Source organism: Paenibacillus pasadenensis, assembly GCF_002864175.1.
Classification (GTDB): domain Bacteria; phylum Bacillota; class Bacilli; order Paenibacillales; family Paenibacillaceae; genus Paenibacillus_O; species Paenibacillus_O pasadenensis.
Genome location: NZ_NFEZ01000004.1, coordinates 1,993,400 through 2,012,781, shown reverse-complemented (window position 1 = coordinate 2,012,781; position 19,382 = coordinate 1,993,400). Strand labels below are relative to the sequence as shown.

Sequence of the window (19,382 nt, the reverse complement as noted above, 5' to 3'; positions counted from 1 at the left end):
CCGAGCCTCTCTCCCGCTTTTTCGCCCCTTGCATCCTTAGCAGGCTGCAGCACGCCCTAAGCTTTGGGCCGGGCCCGTTTCGCTCGCAGCGCCGTTCCTGCCTTGGCTGGCGGAATGCTCTGCGGATTGCGGAATACGTTTTCCGGATCGTACTTCGCCTTCACGCGGCGCAGCCGAGGGTAGTTCTTGCCGTAATAGACCGGGCCGGAAGCTTTGATGCCCTGATCCGGGACGTTGATATAAGAGCCGACGATGTAAGGCTGCAGCCTCCGGCGCGTCTTGCGGACGATCGCGATGTTTTTGGCCGCCTGGCTCGGCTGCACCCAGGAGCTGTTCCACTCCACATAAAACTTCGCATCGCGCCAGTAGAAAGCCGTCGAGCGAGGCGACGGACGGCTGACCGCTCCGCCCCAGTTGAGGAAAAAGAATCCGGCGAACTCGCCCTCGATGTTCTCCAGGAATTCGCGCATCGGCTTCAGCGCCGCGGTCGGGAACGGACGGCGGGCAAAGCCGGAGGAGAACTGGTTGCTCTCCCGATTCGTCAGCACCGGGTCCGGCGGCAGCAGGAACGTCACCGCCTCGTCATACGGCAGCAGCCGGATGATCCGGCTCGTCGGCGTTCCGATGCTCGTCAGCGGCTTCAGCAGCCTTGTCGCTGCAGTTTTGGAGCCGAGGAACAGCCCTTCCATGCTGACGTTGCCGCCCTTTTTCGGACCGATCGACAGCTCGCTTCCGAGCCTGTCGTCCACGCTCGGCGCCCATTGCTGCCAGGCGAGAAGCACTTCCTCGAACTGCTCCCACGGCCATGTGATCCGGTAGACGGTCGCCTTCGCCGGAGCCTTGCGAACCTTGAACTTATACCGGGTGCAGATGCCGAAGTTGCCTCCCCCGCCGCCGCGCGAAGCCCACAGCAGATCCGCGTTCCGCTTCTTGGTGGCGTGGAGGATCCGCCCCTTGGCATCGATCATTTCCAGGGCGGTCAGATTGTCGCTGATAAGGCCGATCGTCCGCTGGAGCGGGCCGATGCCGCCGCCAAGCGTGATGCCGCCGATCCCGACGGACGGGCTGTCGCCGAACGGAGCGATGAAGCCCCGCTTCGCCAGCGCGTGGGCGAGCCGCCCCACCCGGTTGCCGGCGCCGACGACGACGGTGCCTTTGGCTTTGTTCAGCTTGATCTCGTTCAGCTTGCTGACATCGATGACGATGCCTCCGGTTACTTGGGACAGATCGCCTTCCAGCGCATGGCGGCCGCTTCTCGGCCGGATCGGGACGTCGTTCTCCCGAGCCCATTGGATCGCATTGGACACGTCTTTGGCCGTCCGGGCAAAGACGAACACCTTCGGAAAGCGGTCCGTGTGCGGATCCCAGTTTTTGCGCGCGGCATCATAGCCCGATTCGCCGCGAAAAATGACTTTTCCAGTCAGCTTCGTGTTGGATTTCATGGATCCAGCTCCCATCGGGACAAGTGGGCCTCTCGCCTTGGCGCGGCCAGATGCCCTCTATCCTATGCGGGACATTCGCGGACGGAATGGGCCCATGCGGCAAGCCAGACAGGCGACCGGAGCGTTCCTGCTACATCTCTCTATGCTCCCGCCACATTCTTCTATTCGCAACCGGCTGCGATTCTGGTTTAATCCGAATAGACGACATCATGCGGCGAGCGCTCCTCCCGATAGGATCGACGGCGCATGATAAAGAGAGGATGAAGGAAATGGATGCTAACAAGCCGCTTGGCCTGACGCCCGCTTTGGGCTGGAATTCATGGAATACGTTTACATGGGATATCAACGAGGAGCTGATCCGCAACGTCGCCGATCTGTTCGTGACGGATGGCTATAAAGATGCCGGCTACGAATATATCGTCATCGACGACTGCTGGAGCTTGAAGGAACGGGATGCCGACGGCAATCTTGTGGCCGATCCGGCCAAATTCCCCAGCGGGATGAAAGCGCTGGCCGATTATATCCACGCCAAAGGCTTGAAGTTCGGCATGTATTCCTGCGTCGGCACCCACACTTGCGCCGGCTATCCGGGCAGCTTCGAGCATGAGTTCCAGGATGCGGCGCTGTTCGCCGAATGGGGCGTCGATTTCCTCAAGTACGATTACTGCTTCAAGCCCCGCCATATTTCCGGCGAGCTGATGTACAAGCGGATGAGCCTCGCCCTCAAGAACAGCGGTCGCGACATCCTCTTCTCCGCGTGCAACTGGGGCGAGGACAAAGTGTACGACTGGATCCGCGAATCCGGCGCCCATACGTACCGGTCGACCGTCGACATCCGCGATTTCTGGGATTCCATCAAGGACCTCGCCATCTCCCAGCTCGACAAGACGCCGTTTACGGGACCGTTCAGCTACAACGACCTGGACATGCTCGTCGTCGGCATGAACGGCGGCAGCAACGACGCCTTCATCGGCAGCAAGATCGGCGGCTGCACCGACATCGAGTACAGGACCCATTTCGCGCTCTGGGCCCTGATGGGGTCCCCGCTCATGATCGGCTGCGATATCCGCAACGCGAGCGAGGCGACGAAGGACATTTTGCTGAACCGGGATCTGATCGCCATCAATCAGGACATCGAAGGGCGCGGCGCCTACCGGATCAAGCCGGAGCCGAACTGGTTCCATAACGACGAGGTGTTCATCCTGGTCAAAGTGCTGACGGACGGCGATCTGGCGATCGGCTTCTTCAACCTGAGCGACACCCCGCGCGAAGTGCCGGTGCTGTTCTGGGATCTCGGACTGCCGCATGCAGCCGGCTTCTCCCTGTCGCTGTACGACTGCATCGAGCATGCGGAGCTGGGATCGTTCAAGGAACGTTTCGCTCCGGTCGTGCCTGCTCACGATTGCCGCGTCGTGCGCGCCAAGCTCGTCCGCTAAAATGGCCGGCCCCCGCATCTGCACCAGCTGCCGCGTGCCGCTCCAGACGGATGACGTCGCCATCTACCTGAAGCTCGTGTCCCGCTTCGCGCAGGACTTCCTCTGCATCGACTGCCTCGGCGTCAAGCTGAATTGCGGCCGCGAGCCGATCGAGAAGCTCATCCAGCATTATCGGGCTTCCGGAAAATGCGTGCTGTTTCGTTGATGGATTATGGATTTCACGACGAAAGCAATCGGGAAGAAACGGATGCATCCGTTTTAGGTTAAACTCAAGGGGATGAACCTAAAAGGAGGCCGTTTACGATGAGCATGCACCAATCGGGTCTGGATCGGGGAATCGTTCCGCATCTGTGGTTCGACAAGGAAGCGAAAGAGGCGGCAGAGCTCTACAGCAGCGTCTTTCCGGATTCCAGCATCAACAGCGTAACGCCCTTGAACGACACGCCTTCCGGCGATGCGTCCCTCGTCTCGTTCCAAGTATGGGGGCAGCCGTTCATGGCGATCTCGGCAGGACCGCATTTCAAGCTGAATCCCTCGATCTCGTTCTTTGCCAATTACGATCCGTCGCGGGAACCGAAAGCGAGGGAAATGCTTGACGAGGCATGGGAGAAGCTGGCTGATGGAGGAACTCCTCTCATGCCGCTCGGCCAATACCCGTTCAGCGAACGGTTTGGGTGGATCCAGGACAAATTCGGCGTCAGCTGGCAGCTCATCCTGACGAATCCGGACGGGGAGCCGCGTCCGCCGATCATCCCTTCCCTGCTGTTCGTCGGCGCCAACTGCGGCAAGGCTGAGGAAGCGCGCGATTTCTATCTTTCGGTGTTCCGCGACTCGCAGCCCGGCGAGCTCGTTCGTTATGGACCCGGCATGGAGCCGGATCGCGAGGGAGACGTCATGTTCTCCGACTTCAGGCTGGGAAGCACCTGGCTCACGGCGATGGACAGCGCGCATGACCACTCGTTCCAATTCAATGAAGCGACTTCCTTCGTGGTCCGTTGCGACACCCAGGAAGAGATCGACTTCTACTGGGACAAGCTGTCCGCCGTTCCTTCAGCCGAGCAATGCGGCTGGCTCAAGGACCGCTACGGCGTGTCATGGCAGATCTGTCCCAGCGCCATGGACAAGATGATGGCCGAAGGAACGCCGGAGCAGCGGGTCCGCGTCACGAAAGCTTTCCTGAAGATGAAGAAGTTCGATTTGGCAGAGCTGGAGCGGGCTTATCGGGGAGATTGACGAGGGCAGCAGCTTTTCTGAAAAAAACGCCATCCCGGTCGGGAGGGCGTTTTTTGGGTTCAACCTGCGTCAGCTTTGTCTTTATGGACAGAGCGTCTCGCCTACCGCCGCCGGGGAGCCGGCTTAGCGTATTTTCGGCTATGGCCTCAGCTTTGCCGCTCTTTTTGGAAAGAGCGTCTCGCCCACCCGCGATAGCCGATCAGCGTCACGGCTAGAAAGACGCCGTAAATGGCGGCCGCCGCCCAAATATTCCGCGCGTCGTAGACAAGGCCGTCGCCGATGACGACAAACAGCAGCATCGACGGCACCTTTCCGAGCGCCGATGCGACGGCGTACACGCCGAACGACACGCGGCTCAGCGCCGCGTAAACGTTGATGACGATCGACGGGATGACGGGAATGAGCCGTGCGAACAGGATCATCAGAAAGGCATTGCGCTCGAACAGCTGCGTCATCCGATCGAGCCGGCCATAGCGTGCCAGCATGCGCTTTCCCCAGTCCTGAAAGACGTAGCGGATGAACAGGAACATGAGCAGGGAAGCGGCGGTCGAGCCGACCCAGGTGACGATGCCGCCCTCGATCGGGCCGTATGCCGCGCCGATGACGGCGCCGACGACCGGATACGGGATGACCGGAAACAGCGCCATCCCGGTCGCTGCCAGCATGACGGGCATGGCCGATTCCCGGCTTTCGATCCAGCCGAGGATCGGCTCATGGTACAGATAGACGACGACCGCAATTCCGGCGTACAAAATCGTCATCGTTAGCTTTTTGATCATGGATGCGCTCTTTTCCGGTTCGTCATTAGCGTGCTTGCTTCTATGATACGGAATGGGCGGGGTGGATACAAATGCGGGGCGAGGCCGTCGATCCATGAATGGGTTTTTCTGGTTCAGATCAAGTCCCCGCTTTGGACAGAGCCTAAAAGCTCATACGAGTAGACTTTTCCTGATGGTCCAGCCGGGACAGGCCTCAGCTTTCCTTTTTGCGCGAGCTCGCGACAGTACTTGATGACGGTCTGCTTATGCAATTCCAGTTCGACTGCCGCTTGCGCCGGCCGAATGATTCGGTGATGACGGACCGCAAAAACGCATCCATTCGCGCTCTATCTTCCCATGCCGCCGATTTCCTGTTCCCGAATGATCTATGCCGGAATTCAAGTATGGGGCCAATATATTCCGTAGAACGGCCTCAATGTAAGCTGGATTTTCTTTCAACTCGTCGAATGAAATCGCGATCAAGCGGCATGAATAGGATTGCAGGAACATTCCGCGGTTCAGGTCCATCCGATACTTCGTCCGGTCCTTGCCGTGCGAGCCATAGTCCATGATTTCGATCGCAAAGCGAAGAGTCCCCACGATCCACATGAAATCGACGAAATACGATCGCCCGCGCCAATCCATCACTTCATACTCGGGGTGCAAGTCATGAAAATGGCCCACGAGCGGCCACCATGTTTTCTCTGCAAAGAATCGATTTCCATACCCATGGCCTCGCTTCAACGCATCTTTCCGCTCCCCTTCGCGTCGTTTCAAATGCCCTTTGATCCATTTTTCATGTTCAGCTTTGAAACTCATTCTTGTCCACTCCCTCTGTTAGAATAAAATGAAATACGAGAAGAAAAGGCGTTCTGCCGGAGCGTTCTTCCAAGACAACGATCTAATCATATGTACCAAGATTGGAACCCCTGTCAATCCCCGCAATCTCCTCCGCACGTTTTATGACCTTATGAAGAAGGCTGATGTTCCCAAAATTCGCTTTCACGATCTGAGACATACTGTGGCTACTCTGATGCTCAGCCGCAACATCAATCCCAAGGTAGTAAAGGAAATATTGGGCCATTCCGATATTCGCGTCACATTGGATACGTATAGTCACGTACTACCTTCTGTTCATAAGGAAACGGCACAGCAGTATGGCAACATGCTCTTTGGGACGGAGCAAAAGAGCAAGGGACATGAAGTCTCATTTACCGTCCCGCCAGAGAGACTATTTGATACCGACTCTGAATCGTCAACGACGATTCAATAATTCGCTCTCAAGCTACTGACCGCCTTTCAACGTAGCTTTCGGAGCGGTACAAAATGAATCGCCCTGCCTTTAACAGAAGACAGGGCGATTCATTTTCTTAAAAAATATTGATCTGGATGAAGCGCGTTAGCTTTTGAGGTCCAAAATGCTACGTTGGAAATATCCTGCCTGCCGTAAGAAATTATTATGAACTTTGGTCTGTCAACATTGCTTCCTGCTCCAATTTAATACGTTTTTCAATCATGTAGTCGATGCAGGCTTGACAATCGTCAAGCTCTTCACGTAATTTCAAGGTGCCAAGTTTCTCAAGATATTTTGGCGTGAATGATGCTGTCAATGAAGAATGTTTTATCAACTCCGATTTATTCATACGGTAAGGAATGACATTATGCTTAATTTCCCGTCTCAATCTTGCTAACATTGAAAATCCACCATAATCGATATCGCTCCAATGATACCAGTTACAAGTGTTTGGTATGTTATTGGCAATGCTTTGTAAAAACTTCCGCTTTGCCGGACTGAATTGTCCTCCATGAAATACAACCAATTCATGCTCACTTTTTTGCTTATAGATGTAATCAATGTAATTTGCCCGATTTTCGATAGAGATCACACTTTTTATTTCAGGAGAAACGTTTAGGTGTCCTCTTTGGAAATCAGTTATGCTCACAGTCCCCCCGAAAGTTAACGGTGAAAAATCTACGGATTCATTATCAAATATGATTTTGACGTGCCCACAAAACTCCATTTGCTCAGGATATTTGGAAATCCCTACCTGTCTAAGAAGCCCCTCTTCAGATTCATCTACGGAATCCAAATATTTTGACAATATGCCAAGCAGCCGAGTTTTTACCGTCTTCTCAAATCTCTTTGAATCACCGAAACATTGTATCGAAAAAACACGCTCAAGTATTTCCACCGTGCCCAATTGTTCCACAAAGCATATTGCATGAATAAGATCTGTGCGCTCCTTTTTGTCGGCGGGCAATCTCTTTCCAATAGAGCGTCTGCTAGAAATAGCTTCATAAGCATCAGCTAGGAACTGTTTGGCCCAATCACTTTGGACAATTTCCATGGCAGCCAACAGTTCAAGACACACGTCGTCTATTTCATCACCTTTAGGCTTTCTACAAATCAAGGCATATGCTGAGGATATATTCTCAATATTTAACCACACCTTAGCAATAATGTGGTGTTCTTCTCCTCGCATCCACTGATAGGAAACGAGTTGCTCCTCATTCAAAGACAGTACCGCATTATTAATCATCGTACGTTTTTCAAATTGTTCAATATCATATTGGGGGAAATCTGTCTGCCCACCATCGTATAGATTCAATATGATTCGGCGTGAAGGCTGTTTTCTCTCAGAAAAATAACTACTGCGTTCGTATTTGTCTAGCAATGCTGCTATCAGTTGGTACCTGTACCGTTCACTCATATTCAAGGTCCTCTAGTTTTCTAGGATCAAATTTGCGAACACAAGCCTGTTTGCCTTCACGTAACACTAGTAGATTACTGTCGACGAGAGTGGCAATATCTCCAATTTTATCAGGTGGTGCAGAAATCACCACTTGGAAATTGAATTGACGTAGTAGTTCAACGCTACGTACGATACGCTCTCCGTCCATTTTAGAAAAAGCCTCATCAAACAGAATTATGCGAGATGTGTTTGCAATCTTATCCCTACCAACCCGATATAATTGAGTGAACGATGCCAATACAGCTATATAAAATGGCGTCTGCGTTTCACCGCCCGACTTTTTACCTAGCGTTTTCGAAAGACGTTGTGATTCGCCCTCACTGTTCATGACCTCCAAATCGAAAGACAAGTATGTACGGTAATCTGTAAAGGCTTGAACACGTTTTTCATAATCTTCGCGCTCCTGAGTTTTGGATCCAGTTCCTTCATTCGTTATGATGGCAAATAGTTCTGCTATCTCGTCCTTGTATTTTGTATTAAACTGATCGGATAATAGATTGTATCCACCCTCCAGAAGCATTGGATCAACGATCATATCATAATACCGCTTGTATTCAGGCTTGGGAATAATCCGGAATCGATATGTATCCTCACCAAAGGAACTTCCACTTAAAGCATTATTGAGTCCGTCAATTTGTCTTTTGGCATCATTAATGTTGTTTTGCAAGCGACTTAAAAAATCTTCTTGAAACTGCTCAAAGGCTTTGTTCCTTGTGTCCTGGATCAGTGAAAGATACTCTGGAAGCTTATTATCACTAAGCTCGAGCCACGCGTTATCGTAAACTTCGTTATGCAAGTCATTAATATTGTAACCCATAAGATACATATCGTTATATTGTCGGCGCAAGTTTCGCAACTCGTCCCATGTCGCAGTTTTGGCGTTTGTTGAGCGGTTGAGCTCTCGCGGAAAAGCCCTTTCAATATCGATAGCGTTGCCTCTACTAAGTAGCTCACGTTCATACCTCATTACCCCTGTATTTTCCAGCCACTCCATTTCGAATTTTTCGGATAACTGCTTTTCCATGGCGTTGAGTTCTTCGGACAATTTCGGTATCGTTTCGTCTTTGCATACTCGCAAGCGTTCTTTGATGGTGCTGCAATGGTCTTTATATCCATCAATTTCTTCACGCAACTTATTCAACATTTGATCTAAGCCTCGAATACGCTCCTGTAGGGCTTCAACAACGCTCTTATCAACGGAATTCAAATCGTGTTTCAATTGGGTAATATCCCGCTCAATCTCCGGAATCAACCCGACATTTTTCGCGGCTGATACTATTTGTCCTACTTCTGATGTGCTTATGGACATTAGGCTGCTACCCAGTTGAAAGGCAGTCTTGATGGAAGAGCAGATGCCTATTTTATCGGTTAGTTCTGCTATCTCTATTCTCACATCTTCCAATCGTTGCCGAATCGCGCCTTGACCTATAGCTGGTTTCGCCCATCTTTCAGGATTCATAGCTCTTACAACGAAATTCTGATAAATCATGCCTTCGTCAGTAATTGATGTTCGATGACGACGCAAGTCACCGACGCGATCACACTTTTTCACACGGCCAAGAGTATAATCCAAAAATAGTCGCACATTGGCATCATTGGTGTCGAGTTCTTCTGCTAAGCTACCGGGGTCCGCAGTAGGATTTATTTTCTTAATACTTTCAATATCTACAATTCCGGTACCATAAATACTACGCTTTCGTTTGATTTCGTCATACACATGTAGCGCAGTATCGAAATGTTCTGGAGGGACTATAAGATAAAATTTTTGCGTATGAAGATACCCTTCTATGACATTACGCCAGCGATTATTCCTTATTTCCGCCGCTTCCGCCACGATTACGACTTTGACACTTGTCCCCGTTTTAGCACGTAAACGACCTGATACCGCTTCTTTGAGATCCAAGACATCTCGTGGAAAGCGATAAACACCACTCTCAAGGGATTGTAGTTCTGTCTGTAATATTTTACGTTCATCAGCAATCTTCTGCTGTTCCTCAGAAAACCGGGAAACGAGTCCACCGGACTCTATTCGCATTGCATCCGCAGTTTGTGCGATGCGGATAAGCCCATCCTCACCAACTGACAAAATAGCTTCAGCATCACTATTACCGATTGTGTCAAAATTGACGAAGAATTCTTGACCTTCAGCAACCAAATCATGAATACGAGTAGTCAATAGAGGGTTTAGAGAAGAAATATCGATTTCATCTATCTTCCGGATCATTCCACCCAAATTAATACGCCACGACGCCACGCTTTTTGTAAGCATTGCCGAGGTCCTGTCATATTCCTTCTGTAATTCGTCTTTTCGTAGTTCTTTTTCTTCAATCTGCCCCTGAAGGTGTTTCAGGGTTTGAGTCTGCTCATTATTCAGATACTGGGCTTGTAAAATATCACGTTTTTCCTGCATTTCTATTTGCCGTTCATTTTCCACTTCCAATTTACCGTTCAGAGTGAATACCTGCGCTGTATATTCTATTGCCTTTTTCTTTTCAACTTCTAAGTCCATCGTTTTGATATCAGCCCGAGCACGGTCCACTAAATAAGAATAGAGCATTTCATTTTGTTGGTGAGTTACAAAACTCTGATGAGAAGTAACGATTTGATCAAGCAAGGCAATACGATCCTTAAGTACATCAGCTTCTTGTTCCAATCTTTTATAGCTTCTAATATTCTCTTGCATTCGGCTGACATCGACTGTTTGTTGCGTATCGCATACGAATTCTGAAATAAACTGCTGGATGTCCACATCCGGATTAAATGAAACAGCTTTTTTCAATAATTGCCCGAAACGATCACGCAATCCCCCGAGCTTTCCATACAGATCATTCCTGAAATCCCGGTTTACATCAGTGGTATAGCTATGTCCTGTATAACTTTCTTTGATATAAGCCCTAAGTGCTGTAATATCCATTGGCTTACGGTTAACGACGAGAGCATTGGACGGTATGGATCCATCAAATCGGAAGAACAGTTTTTGCATGTCGTTTTCCGAGTAGGTATCAAAGCAACACCCGGCAGTAAAATATTTCTTCTTTTCCTCATCATAAAACTCTATGGCAATGTAACTTGTAAACCGACCGTCTCGCAGGTATTTGAAACCAGCGTTCTCATCGTCCCCCAATTCTCCACGCAAATATCCGCTCAAGGTTCGATTCCCGCGTCCGCTAGCAGCTTTGTTGAAGAAACTGCCACTCGTATCGGCCAATAGCAATAACTGAAGCGCATCCATGATTGTGGATTTTCCAGAGGCATTTTTTCCGGTCAGAAAATTCACTTTATCAAACTCAATCATTTCATGGACAAAATAGTGCCAATGAATCAGCAGTAGTTTAGTCATCCGTTTCATTTCGCATCCTCCAGTCCCGGCTCCGTCTTGTCGACATCATCTTTGCGAAGTTCCTCTAATTCTGCCATCATATCATTAATTCCCTGATTAGAGACAATAGACAAAATGGAAGGAAGAATGAGAACTTGGTTTCCTTCACTGTTCCATGCAGAAGTATCCATTTTCTGTATGATGTTATGATGAGCAAGTGTTCTCTGAGCATCCATCCGTTCTTTTTGAGTCGTTTTCCCTTTTTCCAGAAGCCCAAGCATCTGCATCTTCTCTACGATTGCCTGAGTATCCGTTTTCACAGTGTGGAAGCTGCTCGCTTGTTCTCGTTCTTCCTCATAAATGAGACGACATGTATATAGAAAGAGTGTGGTGAATCGATCGATTCTAAAGCGATTATGGTCGTAAATGTTGATTAAAGACATAATGCCGTAATGATCATCTTTCTCAAGACGCCAACCCGTGACAGCAAAGTAATCCCGTAAGACTCCAAAAAAACGTGACGCATTCTGGTAATCATAGCTAGGCAATGTCATTTGCTGCGATGGCTGATATTCATATCGCACCATATAAGTGTGGGATAGCAGATAATTCGCAAGTCGTCTAAACTCGCCCTTCTCGTAACTAGTAAGTGCTTCATATTTCTCACTCCACAAGATGCTTTGCCACCTTTCTGCTGATTGTCAGATTCGGAATGGTGTATCCATTTTTCTCATGGCGCCCTTCCTTCATTTGAACCTTATATGTCATACCACGTTCATTAGCGCGGACAATAGCTAAAATCAGTAAAATAAAATCGGTATCATTATCCACTGGAATCGTCTCACTGCTGACCTCGCTGTTACCCGAAGCAAATAGGCTATCTACATAGGCTCGTATTCTTGCTATAGGATACCCCTTTTTAATTTGTTGCAACATGCCAGCCATTGCCGAATCGGAGAAAGTTTGATTATCCGATATTTCTAGAGGGTTTAAATTAACTCTCCGACTGCGTACATTTTTATGATAAAGAGATTTTCCATCTAAAAATTCTTGTCGATTAACTCGAACATTTCTTTCAAGCATCTCTCCAATTTTACTTCTTGCTGTATTCGTGGACTGTGCATATCCCTTCAACAATTCAACTAATTTTCCCTTGATACTTTGGTCGGCAGTCATCAAATACTGGATTTTGTCTATGGAGCTTTTGGTATAGGTACTGTGCTTTCTATCGATTTCGTTTACAATACCACCTACAGACTGATATACATCCAAAACATAATCAATCAACGTTATAATTTCCTGACTAGCTTCTTCGTGACTTTCATATTTTCGTATAGTCATAGCTCTTGAACGCATGTTATCCATAAGTTCCTCATCCGCAAGAACATCTGACAAAATCCCTTGAATTGGAGCCATATACCTATGAATAGAATCCATCGTTTTGATAGGATGATAGATACGATCGGACATCCGTTTATACTCTTCGAAATGATTTTTCAAGAGTATGTTCACATCGCTCTGCTCTTGGATCCGCCGCAAATAACTTCGAATACCATGATAGAGACTTTTCAATTCGAATGTAAGCCGCTCTGTATTTGCCTTCGCCGATAAAACCGCCTCGTACATTTGCCCGCGGTGTTCTTCTTTTGCTTGTTTAAGACTAGAGTAAGTGGCAAAAACGAGAGAGTTATACTCGTGTAACGTGTGGTCGTTCAGTTCACTTAAAAGTTTCATTACTTGAATGGCATAATCTCGCGGCGTAATTATCTCGATGAATGATCCGTCCAGAAACTCTTTATCAACCCAGCCCGTTTTTACCAACCGATTCAAGATCAAACGCGCCTTAACATTTGGTGTTAAACTACCCTCAGTAGCATCGTCATCTGCTTCAGGTGTAAACTCCTTATCTTCAATCTGTGCAATTAAAGAAGTTAAATAGTCATCCACGCGTATATTGAGTTCATATTTAAACATCTGATGTAAAAGCATGATCGCATCAAGATATATTTCTTTGTTTCCAGATGAAAGCACGGAAAAAAAGCTTCCGGGAATAGTGGCAAATAGGCTCATTTTTATACCTGCCTTCTTATACATGGTATAGATACAGCATGAATTAATTTCTTTTATGCCATACCATTTTTCATACATTCAGAAATTTCATCCAACGAAAAAGATGAGTATATAAATTAAAGTTTTCGACAAAAAATGAGGAAATTCCTTCCTAATGACAAGAATTTCTATAAGTTACCCATCCGATTGTAACTAGCCATTTTAGGCATAGTGGGCTACGAATGAAGCCGAGACGCTTTCATACTATTTAAAATGTTGAATCTCACTGCAATTAGCTGACCGCCTTTCATCCAAGTGTTGATATTTATCATAAAAGTCGCCCTGCCCTTATGAAAAGGACAAGGCGATTTTTTTTATCGAGGGATACGATGCTCTGGAATTCTCACAAGAAATTCGAAAATCCTGATTTTACACCAAAAAAATCGTCAGCGTGACCAAACGTGTGACCACGACCCAAAATCAGCTCCGTTTCGGGCATAGAAAAAACCGCCAAACACCCGGAATCCCTTGTGTTTAGCGGTTTTCTTTTGTATGGAGCCTAGGGGGATCGAACCCCTGACCTCATCGCTGCCAGCGATGCGCTCTCCCAGCTGAGCTAAGGCCCCGTATGATCATGTCGTATGTATGTCATCTGCTTCGTTAGAAGAAGATTTGCTTACCGCGACAAGAAAGAATATACCATGCTACCGAATAAAGTGTCAACACTTTATTCAATATTCTTTTCACCGCTCCGTGCGATGTGTCCAGCTGCTGCGTCATCCACTGGCTTTTCCGGCGAATGCCAGTTGCAATCCGCTAAAAAATGTTCTAACCTATTAATTGTTAAGACCTTTTAACTATTATTGAAATGAACCTATTCGACATGCGAGGTGAATGCCGCTGAACCCTCAGCATCCCCTCTCCCGACTGGTCGGAGAGTACATGCAGACGCTCGTCGAGCGCTTTACCAAGCTGCAGGACCCCGCCTTGTCGGCGCCGCAGTATTCCATCCTGCAGACGCTCGCCCGCGAAGGCCGCAAAACCTCGTCCGAGCTGGCCGCCCGCCTCGAGGTGACGCCCTCCGCCGTGACGAACCTCAGCACGAAGCTCGTGCAAAAGGGATACGTCGAACGGATCGTCTCCGAGCAGGATCGCCGAATCATGTTTCTGCAGATTACGGAATCCGGCATGGCAGCCGAAAAAGGACTGCTGGACCGATTCGAAGAGCTGATGGACGGAGCCTGGGAAAGCTTCACCGAAGAGGAGCGGAAGCTGCTCGAACGCTCCTATCGCCATCTGATCGACCACCTGCGGCAAGAAAAGAACTCCACCGGGACATCTTAGCATGGGCAGCATCCAGCATCCCAATTCATCGAATGCGGAGGAATCAACTATGGATCGACTCAAAGGAAAAGTCGCGATCGTAACCGGCGCAGCCGGAGGCATGGGCAAGGCGGACGCGCTGCTGTTCGCCAAGGAAGGCGCGAAGGTCGTCGTCACGGATTTGCAGGAGGACAAGCTCCAAGCCGTCGTCGAAGAAATCAAGGCGGCCGGCGGCGAGGCCGCAGGCTTCAAGCATAACGTCGCCTCCGAAGAGGACTGGCAGCGCGTCGTTTCCGAAGCGAAGAACGCTTTCGGCAAGATCGACATCCTCGTCAACAACGCCGGCATCTCGGACGCCACTCCGTTCATGGACCAGACGGTCGACAACTGGGAGCGCGTCATGAAGATCAACGTCACGAGCATCTTCCTCGGCCAAAAATACGTCATCCCGCATATGATCGAAGCCGGCGGCGGCTCGATCATCAACATCTCTTCGATCGCCGGCCTGACCGGCGGCAGCGGCACCGGACCCTATACGGCCAGCAAAGGCGCCGTCCGCCTGCTGACGAAGGCGACTGCGGTCGATTATGCGAAGCACAACATCCGCTGCAACTCGATCCATCCGGGCTTCATCGAGACCCCGATGACGGTCGACATGTTCAAGGATCCGCAAATGGTGCAGTGGTTCCAGATGCAGACGCCGCTGCCGCGTCTCGGCAAAGCGGAGGACATCGCGAACGGGGTGCTGTTCCTCGCCTCCGACGAGTCCTCCTATATTACCGGCGTGGAGCTGCCGATCGACGGCGGCTACTACGCGAAGTAATCCTGCCTGCCGCGGCTGACTGCCGCCTTGTAGCGGCTGCTGCCTCATAGCGGCCGGCGCTGCTCCGGCCCCCTGCCACGCGGACTAGCTGCGCGGACAAGCCGCGCCAAAAAGCCCGAGCCGCTTCGCAGCATGCGAAGCGGCTCGGGCTTTGGGCCGTCCATCGGATGCCAAGCTTGTTCCGTCTCAGCCTTCGACTGGATTTTTGGACAGCAGGCTCGACAGTTCCTTCATGAACATGTCGATATCCTTGAACTGGCGGTAAACGGAGGCGAAGCGCACGTAGGCGACCTCGTCCACCGGATAAAGCTGCTGCATGACGAGCTCGCCGATCGCCCGGCTGTCGATCTCGGCCTGGGCTGTCGTCCGTAGCTCCTTTTCGACCTCGGAGACGATCTCCTCGAGACGCTCGACCGGCACCGGACGCTTCTCGCAGGCGCGGATGAGGCCGCGCAAGATCTTGTCGCGGCTGAACTCCTCGCGGCTGCCGTCCTTCTTGATGACGATCAGCGGCGTTTCCTCGATCATCTCGAACGTCGTGAAACGGCGGCTGCACTTCTCGCATTCACGGCGGCGGCGGATGGACTTGTCCCCGTTGGCGGGACGCGAATCCAGCACCTTCGTGCCGTTATGCTCGCAATAGGGGCATTTCATCGTTGGTCCTCCCTTTCCTCGGCTGGTTGCGCGGAGGCAAACCCGCTTCCCGCATGGACTTGCGGGCGTTTGTACAAATTTATCTTCTCCTTGCGTATGAAGCCGGCATTTCGGCACATAATACTTTTACCAACCGCGAGGAGGTGAAACGACAATGGCACAGAACAACGGCAGCAACAAGCTGGTCGTAACGGGTTCCCACGCAGCCCTGGACCAAATGAAGTACGAAGTTGCTCAAGAGCTCGGCATCGCCATCCCGCAGGACGGCTACTACGGCAACTTCACGACGTATGACGCAGGTTCCCTCGGTGGCTACATCACGAAACGCCTCGTAACCATCGGCGAGCAATCCCTCGCAGGTCAATATAAATAATTGACCTCATACCGAAAGGCCCGGAGACGCTCCCGCAGCGGACGCTCCGGGCCTTTTTCCTTCTCTCCCCCATTATACATAACGGGACCATTCGGGATAAAGGCTTTTGTACTTTTTGTAGTAATAATTGACTCTTTGCACATAATGACGAGTCTCTCCGTACGGCACCTGATCGAGCCGCGCCATCGTTCCGTCCCAGCGGCCTTCCTTGAGCCATTGGCCGACCTTGCCCGGACCGGCATTGTAGGCCGCGACCGATGCCGCCTGGTTGCCCTTGAACTGGTCCTGCAGCGAATGCACGTACCAGGAGCCGGCGCGGATGTTCTCCTCCACGCCGATCATGACCGTCTCGCGCGACATCGACTTGAATTTCGCCGTGTCGATGATCCATTCGGCCGTATCGGGCATGAGCTGCATGACGCCGCCTGCGCCCTTGCGCGACACCTTGTCCGTGCGGAAGTTGGACTCGACCCGGATGATCGCCGCGATCAGATAAGGATCGACCTGCTGCTCGGCGGCCGCCTGCTCGATGCTGTCCTTGAAGGCGATCGGATACATCAAGCGGCCGAGCCAGTCGGACTTCAAAAACAGCAGGGCGATGAAGCCGGCCAGCACGATCAGCAGCACCCGCTTGCGGACGAGCCAGCCCCAGCTCATGAGATCCCCCGCTCAGCCAGGAATCGCTCCGCCTGCCGCATCGTCTCTTGCTCGCTGCCGCCGTTGTCGATGACCCAGTCCGCACGCCGCTTCTTCTCCTCGAGGTCGAGCTGCAGCCCGATGCGCCGCCGCGCCTCCGTCTCGTCCATGCCGCTGCGCTTGATCAGCCGCTCGAGCTGGACATCGGCCGGCACGTAGACGACGAGCACGCCGTCATAAGCCGCGTCCTGTCCCGTCTCGTACAGCAGCGGGATGTCCGCGACGACGAGCCTCTCCGGCCGCTCCCGCTCCGCCTGCTCCATCTCGGCTTGCATATGCCGCCGGATCGCCGGATGCAGGATGCCCTCCAGCTGCCGGAGCTTGTCCGGCTGGCCGAAGACGATGCGGCCGAGCGCAGGCCGGTCGAGCCGGCCGTCTGGCTGCAGCACGCCCTCGCCGAATGCGGCGGCGATCGCCGCGAGCGCGGGCTCTCCCGGCTCGACGACGGCGCGTGCCGCCTCGTCGGCGTCCGATACGAAGACGCCTTTCTCCCTCAGCATGCGGGAGACGGTGCTTTTGCCGCTGGCGATGCCGCCTGTAAGGCCGATTCTCATGCGAGGTCCTCCTCCCTGTTTGCTTGTCCCGGATCTGGCCGGGCAGCGGATAAAATCCAAAATCCCCCCGTCGCGGGAGGGATCGATGTCAGTCTGGATCACGGGGCGGGCGTCGGCTCGAAAGCCGGCGTCACCAAAGCTTGCCGAGGCCGATCAGCAGCAGCAGCGTGCCCGGCAGCACGCTCAGCAGCTTCATGCGCTTGCCTCCGGAAAATCGGAAGCCGAAGCGCAGGCCGGCCGCCAGGAACAGGCCGCTGGCCAGCATGATGCTGAGCGCCGTCAGCCACGGCTCGAGGCCGACCATCGCCGCGCCGAGCCCCGCTCCGAACGCGTCGAGCGACAGCGCCGAGCCGAGCAGCAGCGCTTCGCCGGCGCTGATGCTGCCGGAGCTGTCGACATCCGCCGTCTGCGGCGAACGCAGAATCTGGATGACGATGCCGAGCTTCTTGATCTCGAGCGTCAGGACGGCGATCGACGGCACGGCGAGCTCGGCGGCGGCGCCCGAGCCGGAGCCGGCGGAAATCGCCGCAGCGGAGCCGCCGGCTCCCGCGGCAGAAGCGGCGCCCGCATGGCTGCCGTCTGGCGAAGCGGCAGCCTCGCCCTTTCGCTGCTCCTCGCCAGCCTCCGCCTCGGCGGATGTCCGCTTGGGGCGCAGCTGCTGGAACAACGTGAAGCATCCGATGCCGATCAGGATGAGCGCGCCGATGCGCCTTGCGTCATCGGGGTCGACGAATCCCGTCAGCCAGGTTCCGACTTTCATGCTGAGCAGGATGACGACGCCCGAGCATCCCGTTATGATGAGCACGGACAGCAGCGGGATGCGGATTCGCCTCAGTCCGTACGTGATTCCGACTCCGAATCCGTCTACGCTAACGGCAAAGGACAGCAGCAGCAGCGGCAGCAGATGGGAAAGCATAGCCGAACAGTCCTCCCTGCGAATGGCTTTGCTCCATCCTATGCAGGGGCTGGGCATCTGTTCCTATCCGGCCGCCGATGCAGGCTTCGCCGCAGCGGACGGCAGCCGCTCGAAGCTAGCGGATCGCTGCCTCGGAGCGCTTGCGGCGCACGCTCGGCAGCGGCTGGCAGGCCGCGCAGAAATGGGTGCCTCGGCCGCCGACGACCGTCTTGACGATCGGCGCCCCGCAGCCCGAGCAGGGCTCGTTCTTGCGGCCGTAGACGAGCAGCTCATGCTGGAAGCGGCCTGCGTCGCCCTGGCCGTTGACATACGACTTGACCGACGAGCCGCCCGCCGCCACGGCGCGCTCCAGCGTCGCCCGGATCGAAGCATGCAGCTTGCGCCACTGCTCCGGCTTCAGCCGGTCGGCCGTCGTCTCGGGATGGATGCCCGCGAGATGCAGCGCCTCATCGACATAAATATTGCCAAGCCCGACGATGTATGCCTGGTTGAGCAGCAGCGGCTTGATCATCGTCGTGCGCTTCGCCAGCAGCCCGCGCAGCGCTTCGAGCGTGAACGTCTCCTCAAGCGGCTCCAGCCCGAGCTTCGCGAGCGGCGGCTGCGCGAACTCCTCGCCCGGCTCGAACAGATGCATCGTGCCGAACTGGCGCACGTCCTGGTAGCGCAGCTCGGTGCCGTCGGTGAAGCGGAAGCGCACATGCGTATGCTTGGCCACCGGCTCGCCGGCGTCATAAAGGCCGTAGCGGCCTTCCATGCGCAGATGCGAGACGAGCACGAGCCCGTCGAGCACGATGCGGATGAATTTGCCGCGGCGCTCGACGGTTTGGATCGTATGCCCGGCCAGGGCGGCGGCGAACGCCTCCGGCTCCTGCGGGCGCTGTATGATGCGCGGCAAGCTGACGACGACGCTCTCGATCGTCTTGCCCGCCGCGATGAGGGTGAGCGTTCGGGTTACAGTTTCTACCTCCGGCAGTTCCGGCATGGGGATCAGCACCTTTCTCTATCCTCACCATTATAACGGAGATAAGCGCTTCCTGCATGCCCAGCGAGCTG

The 19,382-nt window shown here is 52.8% G+C and carries 19 protein-coding genes and 1 tRNA gene; 7 read left to right on the top strand and 13 right to left on the bottom strand.

What is annotated here, in order from left to right; all coding sequences use genetic code 11:
- Positions 1-56 precede the first annotated feature (56 nt).
- Positions 57-1,442, bottom strand: coding sequence for an FAD-binding oxidoreductase (locus B8V81_RS18080; RefSeq protein WP_101808908.1), 1,386 nt, complete (start codon positions 1,440-1,442; stop codon positions 57-59).
- A 269-nt stretch (positions 1,443-1,711) separates the two neighbouring features.
- Here B8V81_RS18080 and B8V81_RS18075 point away from each other — a divergent pair, with 269 nt between their 5' ends.
- The 3 genes from B8V81_RS18075 to B8V81_RS18065 all read left to right on the top strand — a co-directional run bounded on the left by B8V81_RS18075 (position 1,712) and on the right by B8V81_RS18065 (position 4,111).
- Positions 1,712-2,878: a glycoside hydrolase family 27 protein gene (locus tag B8V81_RS18075; RefSeq protein ID WP_101808907.1), complete on the top strand. Its 1,167-nt coding sequence runs from the start codon at positions 1,712-1,714 to the stop codon at positions 2,876-2,878.
- 1 nt (position 2,879) lies between these two features.
- On the top strand, positions 2,880-3,083 hold the full coding sequence (locus B8V81_RS18070; RefSeq protein ID WP_101808906.1) for a hypothetical protein: 204 nt from the start codon (positions 2,880-2,882) through the stop codon (positions 3,081-3,083).
- A gap of 98 nt (positions 3,084-3,181) precedes the next feature.
- Positions 3,182-4,111: a VOC family protein gene (locus tag B8V81_RS18065; RefSeq protein ID WP_101808905.1), complete on the top strand. Its 930-nt coding sequence runs from the start codon at positions 3,182-3,184 to the stop codon at positions 4,109-4,111.
- Between the two features lie 146 nt (positions 4,112-4,257).
- Here B8V81_RS18065 and B8V81_RS18060 read toward each other — a convergent pair whose 3' ends face one another.
- Together B8V81_RS18060 and B8V81_RS18055 are read right to left on the bottom strand one after the other, a co-directional pair.
- Positions 4,258-4,890 carry a TVP38/TMEM64 family protein gene (locus tag B8V81_RS18060; protein WP_101808904.1) on the bottom strand — a complete coding sequence of 211 codons (633 nt, stop codon included), beginning with the start codon at positions 4,888-4,890 and terminating at the stop codon, positions 4,258-4,260.
- 243 nt (positions 4,891-5,133) lie between these two features.
- Positions 5,134-5,688: a cyclin family protein gene (locus tag B8V81_RS18055; RefSeq protein WP_244912792.1), complete on the bottom strand. Its 555-nt coding sequence runs from the start codon at positions 5,686-5,688 to the stop codon at positions 5,134-5,136.
- Positions 5,689-5,716: 28 nt separating this feature from the next.
- Between B8V81_RS18055 and B8V81_RS18050 the strand changes: the two genes are divergently transcribed.
- Positions 5,717-6,142: a site-specific integrase gene (locus B8V81_RS18050; protein ID WP_084136714.1), complete on the top strand. Its 426-nt coding sequence runs from the start codon at positions 5,717-5,719 to the stop codon at positions 6,140-6,142.
- Between the two features lie 184 nt (positions 6,143-6,326).
- Here B8V81_RS18050 and B8V81_RS18045 read toward each other — a convergent pair whose 3' ends face one another.
- From B8V81_RS18045 to B8V81_RS18025, 5 genes are all read right to left on the bottom strand, one after another.
- On the bottom strand, positions 6,327-7,580 hold the full coding sequence (locus tag B8V81_RS18045; RefSeq protein WP_084136713.1) for a Wadjet anti-phage system protein JetD domain-containing protein: 1,254 nt from the start codon (positions 7,578-7,580) through the stop codon (positions 6,327-6,329).
- On the bottom strand, positions 7,573-10,971 hold the full coding sequence (locus B8V81_RS18040; RefSeq protein WP_084136711.1) for an ATP-binding protein: 3,399 nt from the start codon (positions 10,969-10,971) through the stop codon (positions 7,573-7,575). Before B8V81_RS18040 ends, B8V81_RS18045 begins: the two co-directional genes overlap by 8 nt.
- Positions 10,968-11,615: a DUF4194 domain-containing protein gene (locus tag B8V81_RS18035; protein WP_028597822.1), complete on the bottom strand. Its 648-nt coding sequence runs from the start codon at positions 11,613-11,615 to the stop codon at positions 10,968-10,970. Before B8V81_RS18035 ends, B8V81_RS18040 begins: the two co-directional genes overlap by 4 nt.
- Positions 11,605-13,089 carry a Wadjet anti-phage system protein JetA family protein gene (locus B8V81_RS18030; RefSeq protein WP_127464467.1) on the bottom strand — a complete coding sequence of 495 codons (1,485 nt, stop codon included), beginning with the start codon at positions 13,087-13,089 and terminating at the stop codon, positions 11,605-11,607. Before B8V81_RS18030 ends, B8V81_RS18035 begins: the two co-directional genes overlap by 11 nt.
- A 454-nt stretch (positions 13,090-13,543) precedes the next feature.
- Positions 13,544-13,616: transfer RNA gene (locus B8V81_RS18025), tRNA-Ala, on the bottom strand.
- Between the two features lie 268 nt (positions 13,617-13,884).
- Between B8V81_RS18025 and B8V81_RS18020 the strand changes: the two genes are divergently transcribed.
- On the top strand, positions 13,885-14,334 hold the full coding sequence (locus B8V81_RS18020) for a MarR family transcriptional regulator (protein WP_052333004.1): 450 nt from the start codon (positions 13,885-13,887) through the stop codon (positions 14,332-14,334).
- 49 nt (positions 14,335-14,383) lie between these two features.
- Positions 14,384-15,136 (top strand): SDR family NAD(P)-dependent oxidoreductase, encoded by a 753-nt coding sequence (locus B8V81_RS18015; protein WP_028597819.1) that lies wholly within the window; start codon positions 14,384-14,386, stop codon positions 15,134-15,136.
- 186 nt (positions 15,137-15,322) lie between these two features.
- On the opposite strand, the gene nrdR is transcribed toward B8V81_RS18015, so the two are convergent.
- Positions 15,323-15,790 (bottom strand): transcriptional regulator NrdR, encoded by a 468-nt coding sequence (nrdR, locus tag B8V81_RS18010; protein WP_028597818.1) that lies wholly within the window; start codon positions 15,788-15,790, stop codon positions 15,323-15,325.
- 154 nt (positions 15,791-15,944) lie between these two features.
- On the opposite strand from nrdR, the gene B8V81_RS18005 reads away from it, so the two are divergent.
- The gene (locus B8V81_RS18005; RefSeq protein ID WP_028597817.1) at positions 15,945-16,163 is read left to right on the top strand and encodes an alpha/beta-type small acid-soluble spore protein; all 219 of its coding nucleotides are present in this window, start codon (positions 15,945-15,947) and stop codon (positions 16,161-16,163) included.
- 72 nt (positions 16,164-16,235) lie between these two features.
- On the opposite strand, the gene B8V81_RS18000 is transcribed toward B8V81_RS18005, so the two are convergent.
- From B8V81_RS18000 to mutM, 4 genes are all read right to left on the bottom strand, one after another.
- Positions 16,236-16,820: a lytic transglycosylase domain-containing protein gene (locus tag B8V81_RS18000; protein WP_028597816.1), complete on the bottom strand. Its 585-nt coding sequence runs from the start codon at positions 16,818-16,820 to the stop codon at positions 16,236-16,238.
- Positions 16,817-17,413, bottom strand: a complete 597-nt coding sequence (gene coaE, locus B8V81_RS17995; RefSeq protein ID WP_028597815.1) for a dephospho-CoA kinase — start codon at positions 17,411-17,413, stop codon at positions 16,817-16,819. Before coaE ends, B8V81_RS18000 begins: the two co-directional genes overlap by 4 nt.
- A 130-nt stretch (positions 17,414-17,543) precedes the next feature.
- Positions 17,544-18,329, bottom strand: coding sequence for a manganese efflux pump (locus tag B8V81_RS17990; protein WP_180968485.1), 786 nt, complete (start codon positions 18,327-18,329; stop codon positions 17,544-17,546).
- Between the two features lie 115 nt (positions 18,330-18,444).
- Entirely contained in the window at positions 18,445-19,311 is an 867-nt protein-coding gene (mutM, locus tag B8V81_RS17985; protein WP_028597813.1) for a DNA-formamidopyrimidine glycosylase, read from the bottom strand.
- Between the last annotated feature and the right edge of the window lie 71 nt (positions 19,312-19,382).